General features: G+C 48.5%; 11 protein-coding genes. 3 read left to right on the top strand and 8 right to left on the bottom strand.

All coding sequences use genetic code 11. The features are described 5' to 3' along the window. Positions 1–12: 12 nt before the first annotated feature. Both gltB and DWY79_RS00440 read right to left on the bottom strand, forming a co-directional pair. Complete coding sequence (gene gltB / locus DWY79_RS00445; protein ID WP_122368670.1) at positions 13–4530, bottom strand: glutamate synthase large subunit; 4518 nt, start codon at positions 4528–4530, stop codon at positions 13–15. A 303-nt stretch (positions 4531–4833) separates the two neighbouring features. Then, positions 4834–6105 carry a DUF3843 family protein gene (locus DWY79_RS00440; protein ID WP_122368669.1) on the bottom strand — a complete coding sequence of 424 codons (1272 nt, stop codon included), beginning with the start codon at positions 6103–6105 and terminating at the stop codon, positions 4834–4836. Between the two features lie 196 nt (positions 6106–6301). Here DWY79_RS00440 and DWY79_RS00435 point away from each other — a divergent pair, with 196 nt between their 5' ends. The 3 genes from DWY79_RS00435 to DWY79_RS00425 all read left to right on the top strand — a co-directional run bounded on the left by DWY79_RS00435 (position 6302) and on the right by DWY79_RS00425 (position 11068). After that, the gene (locus tag DWY79_RS00435; RefSeq protein WP_048928070.1) at positions 6302–9097 is read left to right on the top strand and encodes a TonB-dependent receptor; all 2796 of its coding nucleotides are present in this window, start codon (positions 6302–6304) and stop codon (positions 9095–9097) included. Positions 9098–9133: 36 nt separating this feature from the next. Next, a complete protein-coding gene (locus DWY79_RS00430) occupies positions 9134–10495 on the top strand; it encodes a hypothetical protein (protein WP_005866058.1) in 1362 nt (453 codons plus the stop codon). A 102-nt stretch (positions 10496–10597) separates the two neighbouring features. Beyond that, the gene (locus DWY79_RS00425; RefSeq protein WP_005866059.1) at positions 10598–11068 is read left to right on the top strand and encodes a toxin-antitoxin system YwqK family antitoxin; all 471 of its coding nucleotides are present in this window, start codon (positions 10598–10600) and stop codon (positions 11066–11068) included. 178 nt (positions 11069–11246) lie between these two features. On the opposite strand, the gene DWY79_RS00420 is transcribed toward DWY79_RS00425, so the two are convergent. From DWY79_RS00420 to DWY79_RS00395, 6 genes are all read right to left on the bottom strand, one after another. Then, positions 11247–11675: an RNA-binding S4 domain-containing protein gene (locus DWY79_RS00420; RefSeq protein WP_005866061.1), complete on the bottom strand. Its 429-nt coding sequence runs from the start codon at positions 11673–11675 to the stop codon at positions 11247–11249. A gap of 21 nt (positions 11676–11696) precedes the next feature. Then, positions 11697–12260: an aminoacyl-tRNA hydrolase gene (gene pth / locus DWY79_RS00415; protein WP_005861960.1), complete on the bottom strand. Its 564-nt coding sequence runs from the start codon at positions 12258–12260 to the stop codon at positions 11697–11699. Between the two features lie 85 nt (positions 12261–12345). Further along, positions 12346–12930 (bottom strand): 50S ribosomal protein L25/general stress protein Ctc, encoded by a 585-nt coding sequence (locus DWY79_RS00410; RefSeq protein ID WP_005861962.1) that lies wholly within the window; start codon positions 12928–12930, stop codon positions 12346–12348. Between the two features lie 136 nt (positions 12931–13066). Next, the gene (locus tag DWY79_RS00405) at positions 13067–13858 is read right to left on the bottom strand and encodes an SDR family oxidoreductase (protein ID WP_057329469.1); all 792 of its coding nucleotides are present in this window, start codon (positions 13856–13858) and stop codon (positions 13067–13069) included. Continuing rightward, complete coding sequence (locus DWY79_RS00400) at positions 13858–15081, bottom strand: NADH:flavin oxidoreductase (RefSeq protein ID WP_005861966.1); 1224 nt, start codon at positions 15079–15081, stop codon at positions 13858–13860. The genes DWY79_RS00405 and DWY79_RS00400 overlap by 1 nt, the downstream gene beginning before the upstream one ends. Before the next feature lie 36 nt (positions 15082–15117). Further along, complete coding sequence (locus DWY79_RS00395; protein ID WP_005866064.1) at positions 15118–15411, bottom strand: PG0541 family transporter-associated protein; 294 nt, start codon at positions 15409–15411, stop codon at positions 15118–15120. Positions 15412–15457 lie beyond the last annotated feature (46 nt).

The following is a 15457-nucleotide window of genomic DNA, read 5'->3' as shown; positions in this document are numbered from 1 at the left end:
TTGTGTAAATATTTAGTAGTCTTTCTGCATCTCCGCAATCTTGCGTTGGAGTTTGCGCATCTGTTCCTCTTGGAGTACTTTCTTGTATTCGATCGGGACGATCTGGATGAACTCATCCACGTACTTGTTCCAGTTATCGAGCATCAATCCGGCCAGATGGCTGCCGGTATGATGATAATGCTTGCGGATCAATTCATGAAGTTCCTTTCGTGAGGTGCTATCCTTGATCAAGGAAAGCTCTACCATTTCCATGTTACAATAGTAATCGAAATCACCATTCTTGTTCCACACGTAAGCGACACCACCACTCATTCCGGCGGCGAAGTTCCGGCCTGTATTGCCTAAGACGACAACCCGGCCTCCGGTCATGTACTCGCAACAATGGTCGCCTACACCTTCCACGACAGCGATCGCCCCGGAGTTTCGCACGCAGAAACGCTCTCCGACCCGGCCGTTGATATAGACCTCACCACTGGTAGCCCCATATAATAAGGTATTACCGGCTATCGTATTGTCTTCCGCTATAAAGGTGGAGCGTACCGGAGGCATTAAGCAGATGTGTCCGCCACTCAATCCTTTTCCGAGATAGTCGTTCGCCTCGCCTTCCAACCGGAAATGTACGCCGTGAGCCAGAAAGGCCCCGAAGCTCTGGCCTGCCGCCCCCTTGAACTTGATATGCAGGGTGTTCTCCGGTAACCCGATGTTCCCGTACCGCTTGGCGATCTCTCCGGAAAGCATGGCTCCTACGGAACGATCGGTGTTGGCTATCGCATAATCCAACGATACTTCCTGTCCGGATTCGATGGCGGCCTTTGCGTGACGGATGATATCCACATCTTTCACGTTGTCGATCGCATGGAGTTGACGGGTGACTTGATGGATGGTCTGCGTGGCGGCTTGTTCCGGTAGATGGATCAAGCGGCTGAGATCCAATAGGTCATGTTTCTCGATATGATCGGAAGGTTTACGCATGAGTAAGTCCGTACGGCCAATGATATCGTCTAGTTTCGTATAGCCTAGCTCTGCCAGATATTCCCGAACTTCACGGGCGAGGAAGGTGAAGAAATTCACCAAATATTCGTGTCGACCATGAAAGCGTTTACGTAATTCCTCATCTTGGGTAGCGACACCTACCGGACACGTGTTCATATGGCATTTACGCATCATCACACAACCTAAAACGATCAAGGCGGAGGTGGCGAATCCAAACTCCTCGGCACCCAGCATCGCCATCAATACGATATCCCGTCCGGTTTTCAACTGTCCGTCTGTTTGCAAGCGGACTTGCCCCCGGAGGCCGTTCATCACGAGCGTCTGTTGAGTCTCGGATAGTCCTAGCTCAGGTGGGATTCCGGCGTAACGGATAGAGCTTATCGGGGAAGCCCCCGTTCCTCCTTCCGCCCCGGAGATCACGATCCGGTCCGCTTTTGCTTTGGCTACACCGGCGGCGATGGTTCCCACGCCACTCTCGGATACGAGTTTCACACTGATCTCGGCTTGAGGGTTCACGTTCTTCAGATCGAAGATCAATTGCGCCAAGTCCTCGATCGAGTAAATATCGTGGTGAGGTGGGGGAGAGATCAGAGAGATACATGGGATCGAGTGACGGGTTCTCGCTATGATATCGTTCACCTTATAGCCGGGAAGCTGTCCTCCTTCGCCCGGTTTCGCTCCTTGGGCGACCTTGATCTGGATCTCGTCGGCGTTTACCAGATATTCCGTGGTCACGCCGAAGCGTCCGGAGGCTACTTGCTTGATGGCGGAGCGGAGCGATAACCCGTCCTCACGGGGGATGAAACGAGCCGAGTCCTCACCACCCTCGCCCGTGTTACTGCGTCCGTGTATCTTGTTCATGGCTATAGCTATCGTCTCGTGCGCTTCCCGGCTGATAGAGCCGAAGCTCATCGCTCCCGTGACAAAGCGGCGCATGATCGCTTCTTCCGGCTCTACCTGCTCCAAGGGGATCGGGGTGCGTTGTTTGAAGGTCAGGAAGTCACGCAAGAATATGGGGCTTTCCTTCTCATCAACCACATGGGAATATTCCTTGAATTTCTTGTAGCTCCCCAAGCGGGTAGCCAGTTGAAGCATGGAAATGGTATCCGGGTTCCAAGCGTGTTTCTCGCCATCCTTGCGGAAGGAATAAATGCCTTTATGTTCCAATAAAGAATCCGTGGGGTGGGAGAATGTGTCATTGTGCATGGCGATCGCATCTGCCGCTATCTCTTCCAAGCGGATACCACCGATGTTGCTGGTGGTTCCCCCGAAGTAAGTATCTGCCAGATCCCGGCTTAGGCCGATCGCCTCGAAAAGCTTCGCTCCCCGGTAACTGCGGATCGTGCTGATCCCCATCTTGCTCATAATCTTGAATAAACCCTTGCAAATGGCTTTTACGTAATTCTTCTCGGCAGTCTCGTAATTCAATTGTATCTCTTGCCTGTCTACTAGATCATCCAAGATAGCGAAAGCCATATAGGGGTTGATGGCACTGGCCCCGTAGCCTAGTAAGAGGGCGGCGTGCATTACCTCACGCATCTCGCCGGTTTCCACTACCAGCGCTGTTTGCACCCTTTTCTGCACGGAGATCAGATGGTGATGCACGGCGCTTACCGCTAACAGGGAGGGGATCACCGCTTTTTTCTCATCTACGTTTCTATCGCTTAAAATGATGTAGTTAACGCCGTCGGTGACGGATTGCTCCGCTTGTTTACATAATTCGTCCAAGGCAGCTTTCAGTCCTGCGCATCCTTTCTCTGCGTTAAACAAAGTGGGGAGCTTAACACTTTTAAAGCCCTTATACCGGATGTTACACAGGAGATCCAGTTGCGTATTGGTCAAGATCGGATGGTTCAGCCGAACCATTTTACAGTGGCTCTCGGTTGGAACTAAGATATTGCTTCCCACCGCCCCGATATACTCGGTCAGGCTCATGACGAGTTCCTCGCGGATCGGGTCGATCGGCGGGTTGGTTACTTGGGCGAATTGTTGGCGGAAATAATTATAGAGGATTTGCGGACGGGCGGATAATATGGCCAGTGGCGTATCGTTGCCCATGGAGCCGACCGGTTCCGCCCCTCCCGTGCACATCGGTACGATGATACGTTCGATATCCTCACGGCTGTATCCGAACGTACGCAGTAGCTTGTCGTATCCCTCTACCTTATGAGGGATCTTACGGCCGGATTTCAACTCGTCCAATTCCACCCGGTTTTTCTCCAGCCAAGTACGGTAGGGCTGGGCGTTCGCCAGTTGTTCCTTCAGCTCGCTATCGTAATAAATCTCGCCTTTCTCGGTATCGATGAGTAAGATCTTTCCGGGTTGCAGACGGCCTTTTTCCTTGATCTCGTTAGGCTCGAAATCCATGACGCCGACTTCGGAGGCCACGACCATCATGTCATGTTTCGTGATCAGGTAACGGGCGGGGCGGAGACCGTTACGGTCTAGCATGCCTCCGGCGTAGCGTCCGTCGCTAAAGAGCAGGGCGGCAGGCCCGTCCCACGGTTCCATCAAGATGGAGTGATATTCGTAGAAAGCCTTTAGGTCTTCGGAGATCGGGTTCTTCTCGTTGAAACTCTCCGGTACCAGCATCGCCATGGCATGCGGCAGGCTCATCCCGGAGGCCACGAAGAATTCCAATACGTTATCCAGTGAGGCACTGTCACTCATGCCCGGCTGGATGATCGGGCGTATATCGTTGATATCCGGGATTCTGGGGGAGGAGAGTACGCTCTCCCGGGCCTCCATCCATCCCCGGTTGCCTCGTATCGTGTTGATTTCCCCGTTATGTGCCAGTAGGCGGAAAGGTTGCGCCAGACTCCAAGTGGGGAAGGTGTTGGTGCTGAAACGTGAGTGTACCAAGGCCAGTCCGCTAGTGAAATAAGGTTGCGTCAGGTCCGGAAAGTAATGGCGTAGCTGCATGGATTCCAGCATGCCTTTGTAAACGATGTTTTTGGTGGAAAGAGACGCTATATAGAAATCATCCTTGGCCGGAAGGTCGGTGGCCGATACCCTTTTCTCGACCCGCTTACGTATGAGGTATAGCTTTAGTTCCAGCTCTTGCTGATCGTTGCAGCCGATGATGAATATCTGCTTGATATCTGGTTCGGTCGCTTGTGCGTCCTTTCCCAAGATTTCCGTATGAACGGGAACTTTGCGTAAGTGCATCAAGGTTAATCCCTCTTTCTCGATCTCCTCGATGAGGATACTGAGGATACTCGCTTGCTGTTCCTCGTCTTTCGGGAGGAAGATTAGTCCGGTGCCATATTTGCCTTTCTCTGGAACCGGAATTCCTTGCAGGAGGATGAACTCATGCGGGATCTGTAATAGGATTCCCGCTCCGTCACCCGTTTTGTTATCGGCTCCCTCAGCGCCTCGATGCCTCATGTTCTCTAGTACCTTAAGGGCTGATTCGATGATGTCGTGCGATTTCTCGCCGTGGATATTTACTAACATTCCTACTCCACAAGCGTCATGTTCATAAGACGGGTCGTATAATCCTTGTCTGCTATTAAAATGATTTCTGTTTGTTTTCATTTATTGACCTTATGTTTGCGTATAAATGATTATTGCGTCAATTTATTTCGCAAATATAGGTATTAATGGCATAATGTAATTGCTTGTAGGAGCGAAAGAACGGAGAAAAGATAAGAATATCTTATCTGATGTTTCTATTTGTAAGTATTTATTGGGTTTATTCTTTTTATTTGAAAGATATTTGGCTGGTTAGTTTGCTAAATGAAAGATGAACTAAAAAAAGAAGCACCGTCACGTTTTGCGACAGTGCTTCTTTTTCTCCGGAAGCGCTGTCACGGATTGTGATGTCGCTTCCTATCTGTTTTATCTATCGGGATATTCTCGGATGAAATAGCGGGATAGGAATTTCCAATTATCTTGTATGATCGCCTTGCCACGTTCCGGGCTGGTAAGGCTTTTTGTTTGTGCGTCGGCCAACATGCCTCGGTCTACCAGCTCTTTCAGGAAGTAAACGCTGCAATGTTTCACGATGAAGAAAGAGAGCGCTTGCTTGGCGGCACGGTTGGCGTCGTAGAAGGGATTGTTCTCATCCTTGATCAACTCCACGTCACGGGTGATGACTTGGGCGCCTTCCTCGGGCGTGGCGTAGATCGCCAGCTTCTTGCCTTGCCAGTCCTCGGGAAGATGGAAGTTCTCGGCGGGGATAAGGCCGGAAGTCTCCGTGATAAATGTTTGTGCGTCTTCGGTCTTGTCGAAATAGAGAAGCAGTTTGCCACCTGCGGCTTTGCGGAAAGTCTCGTATTGTTGGCGGTTTTCCTCCAGCATATCGTCGGGCAGGGTAGCTACAGACTCGTCGGCGGTGTTCTGAAATACCGCATGGTCGGGATGCTCGGCGGGCAATATCTTTGCCAGCCATTGCGGGGAGGTCAGGCCTAGCAAGGAGGTCTTGCTGGTGTAGGCCATCATGCCGTGGCTGTTGACGAGCAGGTTGTTAAGCTGCTCTTGGTTGAGGTCGGGCTGCTCCTTCCAGCGGTCGTGGGCGAAGTCGCTCAGTTCCCGGGCCGACTCAGGCAGGATATAGGATTCGTAATGGAACCATTGCAATAGACGATCGTAATCCTCTTGCCGCTCGTAGCGGGTATCAAGGGCGAAAAGCTTGGCCATGCGGGTATTCTCCGGCGCCGTGGTCCACTCTTTGCAGAACAGGTCGTAGATAAGCATGCCGGTGGATTCGTTGGCAGGGTTGTCTGGACTGACGAAAGTGCCTTTACGATAGCCGTGATACTGCTGGGTATAATGCCAAAGGAGGAAGCGCACGTCCTCAAGGTTCACCTCATCGTCGTAATAATGATCGTCCGGAGTGTAGAAGGGAAGGTATTTGCCGTATAGCTCCTTATGGGTAAGGATGAAGGCACGCCAAATCCCCATGCCGGAGATCACATCCTCGAAGTAGGCGGCCATGCGGATACAGATCTGCTTTGTTTCCTCGCCCTCGAAGGAGTTTACCAACTCGGTCTTCTCCATGATATCGTAGATACGGTTCGCTATTCCGGTATAATAGGAATCCACGGGAGTGCTTTGTTTATAGGGATGCAACTGCAACCAGTCTTTCGGAAAAATTTTAATGTTCTTCATGTTATTAAATGTCTTTATGCATTCAGGAGTGCAAATGTAGTAAAAATACGTTAGCTATGTCAAACGATAAGGAAAAGTTGCGGTCTTAAAAATGTAACATTTGTAGTCTTTATTGTTATCGGATCTAAACATCTTTGAAATATCGCCCCCGTACTTTCGCGTCGAAATCAAAGATGAAATAATAAGTAGTAAGATAATGGGAAAGAGTTTAAGGGGCAAAAGATTGAAAAGGTTAGGGCTTTTCTGGATGGGAGTTTTCCTGTCATTCTCTCTATGGGCACAAACAGGGGTTATCTGCGGGACGGTTACGGACGCTAAGATGAAAGAACCGTTGATCGGCGCCTCGGTCGTGATCGAGGGGACTACGGTTGGCGCTATCACGGATATAGACGGTAATTTTCGTATCGAGAACGTGAAGCCGGGTACTTATACGGTAGCCGCCTCTTACGTGTCGTACCAAACGCAAACGGTAAAGGATGTTCCGGTAGTCGCACGCCAAGAGGCGGTGTTGAATATCGAGCTTTCCGACGCTAACCTCCAATTACAGAATGTGGTCGTAGTGGCCCAACGGAAATTGGGAACCGAGATGGCCGTATTAAATACCGTACGCAAGAGCCTTCCGGTCGTGAATGGTATCTCCGCCCAGCAAATCAGTAAAACACAGGATAGCGATGCCGCCGAGGTACTACGCCGTATCCCGGGAATCACCATCGTGGACGACCGTTTCATCGTGGTCCGGGGTCTGGCGCAACGTTATAATAATGTATGGCTGAACAATGCCACGACTCCTTCCAGCGAGACGGATAGTCGTGCTTTCTCATTCGACGTGCTGCCCTCTTCCTTGATCGATAATATGATGATCTATAAAAGCCCCTCGGCGGAATTGCCGGCGGATTTCTCCGGAGGTTTCGTGCGGGTGCTGACAAAGAATATTCCCGAGGGTAATACGCTCAACGTCTCCTATCAAGTCGGGTTTAATACAAACTCCGCTTTCCGAGATTTCCAACTGACGAAAGGTTCCGCCTTGGATTATCTGGGCTTTGGCGCTGGCTCCCGAATGTTACCCTCGAACGCCCCATCTCATTTGAACGACATATCGGCAGCGGATGCGGCGGCGTTTACGAAGCGGGCGAATACGGGATGGAACGTGTGTCATTTCACGGCGATGCCGGAACAGAAACTGACGTTCACGATGAATCGTACCTTTGATATCGGTGACATGAAGATCGGTAATATCACCAGTGTGAACTATAGCACGGGCTATGATTATTACGAGATGAAAAACAACAACTACCTCTCGTACGACATGGCCAAGGATCAATCCTCATACCGTTACCGCTACAATGATGTACAATATAAGAATACGACAAAACTAGGAGCCTTGTTCAACTGGTCATTGATGAAGGGAACGAGCAAATATGAGTTCAGGAATTTCTTCAACCAGCGTGGAACCTCTTCCTTATCGCAACGAGAGGGAACGGATTTTTACTCCGACCAAAATATCCGGAAATGGGAATCCCTTTATACCGGACGCACTACCTATTCCGGCCAGCTAAGCGGGGAGCATAAATTGAGAGAAGATATGAATAAACTGGATTGGACGTTAGGTTATGCTTTCGCCGCTTACAAGGAACCGGATCGCAAGGTGGTAAAATCTTTGGAGAGTACGACGGATGGTGACTCTCGTTATTACGTGTCCGACCCGACTCGTTATTATCAAGACTTGAAAGATAACAGCGCTTCCACCGCCTTGAATTACGAGCATAAGTTCGCCGTCTCGGAGATGTTTACCCCTGTCTTGAACACGGGGGTATATGGAGAGTTTAAGAAACGTAACTTTGATGCCCGTCGTTTTGTCTATAATATGTTGGGAAGTGGTTATGACCGTTTTGCCGAATGGGACTACAGCTCGGTCTTCTCGGACGCAAATATATCGACCGATCGTATCTATATGAAAGAGAGTACGAACAAGAGCGACTCTTATACTTCCGATAATCTGCTGGGTGCCGCTTACGTAGCCGCTAAACTGAACTGGGGGGAGAGGCTGAATGCGAACGTAGGTGTACGTATGGAGTACTATCAATTGAAATTAGATGGTTATGAGTCGGACGGTATAAAACCGGTGCATCTGGATCAGAACGCTACGGATTTCTTTCCTTCCGTCAACATCGCTTATAATTTGAATGAGAAGCACCAAGTACGCTTGGCTTATGGACGTTCCGTGAATAGGGCGGAGTTCCGGGAGATCGTACCTTACGTATATTATGATTTCGCCTTAGATGCGAATATCACGGGTAACGTAAACTTGAAGAACGCTTATGCGAATAATATGGATCTGCGTTATGAATTTTACCCGGCTCCGGGTGAGACGGTGACGATCGGCGGTTTCTACAAACGGTTCGATAATCCGATCGAGCAAACCTATATGGAAGCGGGTTCCGGATTGCAGTACACATACCACAACGCCGATCATGCGAATGCTTTCGGCGTGGAGCTGGATATCAAGAAGAATCTGGACTTTATCGGTCTGAAAGGCTTGAGCTTCGTATTCAACGGGGCTTATATCCATAGTAGGGTGTATTTCGCCGAGGGCTCTTTCGAGCGGGATCGTGCGATGCAGGGGCAATCCCCTTACTTGATCAATACGGGCTTATTCTATCAGAATGACAACGCAGGAATCTCAGCCTCCGCCTTGTATAACCGGATTGGCAAGCGTATTGAGACGGTAGGCGTACCGAAGCAGAACCCGAACGATGATATTCCCGATATCTATGAGATACCCCGTAACTCCTTGGACTTGAGTTTCTCGAAGAAGATCGGTAAATACGTGGAGGTCAAGGGAGGCGTAAAAGATCTATTGAACTCAAAAGTAGAATATAAACAATTCCTAGAGTTAACAGAGGCTTCCGGAGAGAAACGGGAGGTTGAGCAATTAATCCGTAGCTATCGTCCGGGTGTGACCGTGAATCTAGGTGTAGCCGTGAAGTTTTAATTTGAATTCACTCATATAAACTAAATTCGTTTACTTATGAACAAGTTATTATTAAAAGGTGTGGCCGCCGCTTTCTGTATGGCCACGATGTTTGGAACAACCGCTTGTGGCGACGATGATGATCTCGTAAATGTAGAGCCGCCTGTAGAGGAAACTCAAGATGTTATATTGGAAGGTGAGATTACCTCGGATATGACCTTGAAGGCTGCTGATAACAACCTGTTGAGAGGTTTCGTATATGTGACGGATGGCGTGACCTTGACGATCGAGCCGGGAACGGTAATCAAGGGGGAGAAATCGTCTAAAGGCTCCTTGATCGTCGAGCGTGGCGGAAAGCTCATCGCCGAGGGTACGGCGGAGAAACCGATCGTGTTCACTTCCGACCAACCGAAAGCTTCTCGTACCTATGGTGATTGGGGTGGCTTGATTCTTTGTGGCAAGTCTATCGTGAATAATACGGCTGGCGAGGCTCAGATAGAGGGCGGTCCTCGTTCTTACTACGGTGGAAAGGATCCGGAAGATAACTCCGGTATCGTGAAATATGTCCGTATCGAGTTCGCCGGTTATCCATTGGAGCCAAATAAGGAGATCAATGGTTTGACTTGCGGTGGTGTTGGCCGTGGCACTACGATCGAATACGTGCAGGTCTCTTTCTGTGGCGACGACTCATTCGAGTGGTTTGGCGGTACGGTAAACGCAAAACACCTGATTGCTTACAAAGGTTGGGATGATGAGTTTGATACGGACTATGGATTCCAAGGTAAATTGCAGTTCTTGTTAGGCGTTCGCGACCCGAAGCACGCTGATACGTCCAAGTCCAATGGCTTCGAGTCTGATAACGACGCTGATGGTTCCAATAATACTCCACTTACCACTCCGGTCTTTTCTAACGTGACCTTGATCGGTCCGTTCTATGGTGAATCAGCTGGTAAAACGGAAAATGATATCTTTTATGTTACGGAAGACGCGGCTAATGGCGCTAAGGGTGGATCATTCCAAGCCGCTATGCACATCCGCCGTAACTCTTCCTTGAATGTGTATAACTCGATTTTCGTGGGTTGGCCATACGGTTTGTATCTGCAAAACGCAAATGTGGGTGCGGTTGTTAAGAATGTGATCTTCGCCGGTATGTGGGAGAATTTCAAGGATGAAACTAGCCAAAATTACTTTCAGACAGCAGACTTGAGCAACCTTACTTACGCTTCCAGCAATGATATCATCGCTAAAGATGGTGACTATACATCGATCGTAGCGGATAAGATTGACGGAGCGGATTTCTCTGATACGGCTTTGAACGACGCTTTCTTCGAGAAGGTATCTTATAAGGGAGCTTTTGATGGCAAGAATGACTGGGCCGCTAACTGGACCAACTTCGATCCGAATAACACTGAATATTAATTTAGCTTGACTTTGAATAGGCTGTGAATTTGTTTGGGGCACTGAGGTATCCGGAAAGATCCCTCGGTGTCTTTTCGCATATAATTTAGATAAGAATGTATCATGAATAAAAAGCTATTGTTATTTTCTGCTTTTATGGCGGGGGCCTCATGGACCGTACAAGCGCAAGACTTGGTTTTAAGCGAAGGACAGTATTATACCGATGCCACGCAAACCACTCCATATACGGGTCGTTATACGGAATTTTATGACGATGGTATGCTTAAGATGGAGTTATATTTGAAAGATGGCCGTCCGGAGGGAACTTACGTGATTTATTATCCGAGTGGCAAGATCGCCGAGGTGCGTTCCTATTATCATGGGATCTTTCACGGAGAATGGCGTACATATAATGAGAACGGACAGCTGATCGGCCTGGCTTCTTATAAGGAAGGGCAAAAGGACGGCCCTTGGCGTATCTGGAGTGATAAGGGAAATTTGTTGTATGAGATGTTCTATACGGCAGGGAAGAAATCTGGTGTCTGGCGTAGCTGGGATGAGGAGGGGAATCTGCTTTCCGAGGAGAATCAATAGGGATAATTGCCGTTTACATACCGTTGTAACGCCATTTACCTCTAATGGTAAATGTTTTTTCCTCTAGAGGTAAATGGCGTTACATCAGTATGTAAACAGTTTTACCTCTAGGTGAAAATACTTTTACTTCTTGATGAAAATATTGGTAAATGTAATTAAATGGAAATCAGCATGCTTACTACTCTTCCTCTTCTCCAAAGTCGAACTCGAAATCGAATCCGTCATCCATGAATTCCGGCTCAGTGAATTGCTCCAGTTCACGACGGTCTTTCTTGGTAGGACGTCCGAGACCTTTCGCACGGTTCACGAAACCGGAGATACGGTTCATCTCCAGAATCTCATACTGATCCGGGGTTGTCACGTTCTCCAAGTAATTCGGGACGAGCTTCGCGCCCACACGATTCTCGATCAATCCGATTACCTTAAAAGAGAAGGTGATCGGCGGTTTACGCACTTGGATCACATCGCCAACCTTGATCATGCGGGAAGGTTTGATCGTTACTCCACCTATCATGATACGCCCTTTCTTGCAAGCTTCCGCGGCTATCGTGCGGGTCTTAAAGATACGGGTCGCCCACATCCATTTATCGATACGTACCTCGTTCATATCTGTATTCTCAGTCTCTTTTTATTTATTATTAAATTGATTCATCGTAATCTGGATGCCGGCGAGGCAGAAGCTCTTGATGATCTCTGTCGCACGATCCAATATCTCTGGCATCAATTGCAATTCCTCCGGGGGAAATTTCCCTAGCACGTAATCGATCTGTCCGCCCCGTGGGAAATCGCTGCCTATGCCGAAACGAAGGCGGGAATATTCCTGCGTATTCAATAACTGGGCGATATTCTTCAACCCGTTATGCCCGGCGTCGCTACCCTTTGGTTTCAGACGTAAGGTTCCGAATGGCAATGCCAGATCATCTACGACGATCAATAGATTTTCCACGGGAATGTTCTCTTTTTGCAACCAGTACCGAACGGCGTTGCCGCTGAGGTTCATAAAGGTATTCGGCTTTAGCACGATCAAGTCACAGTTTTTCACCCGTATGCGTGCGATTGCCCCGTATCGCTCCTCAGTGAAATTGCCTCCTACGCTCTCTACCAAATGGTTGACAACCCGGAAACCTATATTATGACGGGTTCCCCAATATTCGGAACCGATATTACCAAGTCCTGTTATCAAATATTTCATTATCCTCGAATCTATAAAAGAAAGGGGAAGAACATTCTATGAATATCCTCCCCTTCATGTATTGTAATAATGTTTTTACCTCAGATTATCCTTTAGCCTGAGCACCACGAGCGGCACGAGTCAATTGAACGGCGCAGACAACAGCGTTTTTAGCGTTCATCAATTCAAGACCTTCAAAGTGCAAAGCACCTACCTGCATAGTCTTACCTAAGCCAAGGTGATCCACATTAATCGTCAACTTTTCAGGGATTTGATCGTATATAGCTTTCACTTTCAGTTTTCTCATTTGAAGAGACAACTTACCACCGGCTTTAACACCTTCTGCGTGACCTTCCAAAACAACCGGAACTTCCATTACTACGGCTTTGTCCTTAGATACTTCCAAAAAGTCCATGTGAAGGATCTCGTCAGTTACAGGTTGGAACTGCATGTCCTTAACGATTGCCATCGTCTTGTTACCGTCAATGCTTAACTCAACAACGAAAATCTCCGGAGTGTAAACCAACTTACGAACGGCTTCTTTTGTAACCGTGAAGTGAGTTACTTTTTCGCCACCGTATAATACAGCGGGAATTTCATTGTTCTTACGCATTGCTTTCAAGGCTCTTTTCTGATCAGCGGAACGAGCGACGATCTCTCTTCCTTTTCCTTCTAACTCAAATGTCTTCATTTTCTTTAATTTTTGTGTTACTCAAAATTAGTTATTTTGCTTCCTAATTTCCCATCACACGGTACGGGGCTAAAAAGCGGTGCAAAGATACGATTTTTGTTTGATGTGACAAATATTTCGCATGTTATTTGTCGGATTATCGATCTAGCTTCACTAATTTCGTGGTTCGCATGATCCAACGGACAAGGCCGTGGGGGAGGAGCATTACGAGGGGTGTGCATATTTTGTTGAAGAGACCCGGTAATAGGGAAGCCCGGTGGTGAAACAAGGCATTAATCCCTTTTTTAGCCAGTTTTTCCGGACGCATCATGATACCTAGGCGGATCGCTAAGGTCTTTAAGTTGTCGCTTAGGTTATATAAATTCGTGGCGACGGCGCCGGGACAAAGTACGGTTACGCTTACTCCATAATCCAGTAACTCTGAACGCAAGCCCCGGGAGAAACTTTTCAAGTATCGCTTGGTGGAAGCGTACAGCGTAATTCCCGGATAAGGTAGCCAACAAGATAGGGATGACATATTGAGGATATATCCATGACGCCGTTTCTTCATCTCTTGCCCAAAATAATAACAGAGCTGGGTAGGAGTAGTCACGTGGAGGTAGAGCATTTTCTCGACGATGTTGGCCTTAGCTTGTAAGGTCTCGCAGAAAAAAAACATACCGGCGTTATTGACCAATACCTCTATTGGGATGTTTTTCTCTTGGCAAGTATCATATAGCTCCTTGGCCGCCCCGGGGATCGCCAAATCACGATAAAGCGGCAAAACTTCTATACCATATTTCTCGGAGAGAAACTCACCTTTCTCCCGGATCGCCTGCTCCTCATTGCTGACGATCACTAACTGATAGCCTAGTGAGGCTAGTTCCTCGGCATAGGCGAGACCTATTCCGGAACTGGCCCCCGTGACTAAAGCCCATTTCTTTTCCATTATTTATATTCAAGCCTTTTGATTTCACGTACGATACATTCCGGAAGACCTTTCACGTTCTTATGACAGACCATATCCTCGCTATACATACGGGCGATACAATAGTTACTATGCCCACAATCGCAACGGGCGTGCTCGTCTTCTTTCATACGGTTGACGAAGCCCGGCTCGTTCACCAAGGCACGTGCCATGGCCACAAACTCGAACCCGTCGTTCAGTACCTCCTCGATCTTGTCTCTGGAGACCAATCCTCCTACGTAAATAAGAGGTAAATGTAAGGCTTTGCGGAATTTCAACGCATCTTCAAGGAAGTAAGCCTCCTTAAACGGTTCCGAGGGAATCATATATTTACCCACCATGCGGATTCCAATCGGTAGATAGCCCCTAGGCATATAATACGCCATCGTACGGATCGGCATTTCTCCCCGCATTACATACATGGGGGCACGGCTCACGAATCCGCCGCTTAGTACTAAGGCATGCGCTCCGCATTGGTCTTGGAGTGTACGGGCTACTTCTAGGCATTCGTCTATTTCAAGTCCTCCCTTGAACCCGTCCCGCATATTGGTCTTTACGGTTACGGCCATGTCGGAACCTGCTGCTTTCATCACCTCTTCCATACACATTCTCATGAAGCGCATACGGTTCTCAAGGCTTCCTCCATATTCGTCTTTCCGGTGGTTGGTGTACGGGGAAAGGAATTGGCTGATCAGATAACCATGCCCGGCATGGATCTCGACAGCGTCCATACCTGCCTCACGTGCCAATCGTACGGCCTCACCGTAGGCACGAGCCATGGAAGCGATCTCGGATTGTCTCATACCTCGTACGATCGTGGGAGAGTAGAGGTTGAACCCGCTGGACGCTGAGATAGGCGTGCATCCGCAAATCCGCTTATGCGACATATTACCGCAATGGCCTAACTGGATGGAAGCGGCGGCTCCCTCTTTATGGATAGCGTCGGTGAGCTTGCGGAGGCCGGGAATAATATCCGGACGCATCCACAGCTGACGCTCGAACGACAAGCCGCTTTGCGTCACGGCGGCATAAGCTATGTTCGTCATGCCGATCCCTCCGGCGGCTACGGATGTATGATAGTTGAATAACTGCTCCGAGGGAGCGTTTCCCGGGCACATACTCTCGAATGCGGCGGCCCGGATCGTGCGGTTCCTAAGTGTTAGCGGACCGATCTTACCGGGTGTAAACAGGATTGATTTGTCCATATCAATAGATTAATATAGTTGTTCCGAAAAATTAAGTTAGATAGTTTTCTCTATATTCCAGACGAAGGCCCGAAGCCCTTGCGCTTCCGTTTCCTTGTCTAAGTTGTGTAGGATTTCCAGAAAATGATCGACCTTCTCGTCTTCTACCATCGTAAGGATAGCTGAATTCAAGGTAGGCCAAGCGTGATTGCCGTAATGTGGCTCGCCTGTTTTACTTCCCCGTCCTTGCACGACATCCCAATAGGTAAAACCTTTAAGGTTATTACGGTCCATGATACTGACGATAGCTTCGTAATACGCTTGATTGAAAGATATAAATATCGCTTTCATATAGTTGTTTTTATGAGATCGCATATCCGTAGGGAAGCTTTTCTTA

This window comes from Parabacteroides sp. AF27-14 (assembly GCF_003635425.1).
In the GTDB taxonomy this organism is placed as follows: domain Bacteria; phylum Bacteroidota; class Bacteroidia; order Bacteroidales; family Tannerellaceae; genus Parabacteroides; species Parabacteroides distasonis.
The sequence above is the reverse complement of the archived record's forward strand: the minus strand, read 5'-3'. Positions and strand labels throughout refer to the sequence as shown.

Bases quoted from the DNA above. Each gene is read 5' to 3' on its own strand.
- pth (WP_005861960.1), bottom strand. From the start codon at position 12,260: ATGAAATATTTGATAACAGGACTTGGTAATATCGGTTCCGAATATTGG.
- DWY79_RS00430 (WP_005866058.1), top strand. From the start codon at position 9,134: ATGAACAAGTTATTATTAAAAGGTGTGGCCGCCGCTTTCTGTATGGCC.
- gltB (WP_122368670.1), bottom strand. From the start codon at position 4,530: ATGAAAACAAACAGAAATCATTTTAATAGCAGACAAGGATTATACGAC.
- DWY79_RS00410 (WP_005861962.1), bottom strand. From the start codon at position 12,930: ATGAAGACATTTGAGTTAGAAGGAAAAGGAAGAGAGATCGTCGCTCGT.
- DWY79_RS00395 (WP_005866064.1), bottom strand. From the start codon at position 15,411: ATGAAAGCGATATTTATATCTTTCAATCAAGCGTATTACGAAGCTATC.
- DWY79_RS00435 (WP_048928070.1), top strand. From the start codon at position 6,302: ATGGGAAAGAGTTTAAGGGGCAAAAGATTGAAAAGGTTAGGGCTTTTC.
- DWY79_RS00420 (WP_005866061.1), bottom strand. From the start codon at position 11,675: ATGAACGAGGTACGTATCGATAAATGGATGTGGGCGACCCGTATCTTT.
- DWY79_RS00440 (WP_122368669.1), bottom strand. From the start codon at position 6,105: ATGAAGAACATTAAAATTTTTCCGAAAGACTGGTTGCAGTTGCATCCC.
- DWY79_RS00425 (WP_005866059.1), top strand. From the start codon at position 10,598: ATGAATAAAAAGCTATTGTTATTTTCTGCTTTTATGGCGGGGGCCTCA.
- DWY79_RS00405 (WP_057329469.1), bottom strand. From the start codon at position 13,858: ATGGAAAAGAAATGGGCTTTAGTCACGGGGGCCAGTTCCGGAATAGGT.
- DWY79_RS00400 (WP_005861966.1), bottom strand. From the start codon at position 15,081: ATGGACAAATCAATCCTGTTTACACCCGGTAAGATCGGTCCGCTAACA.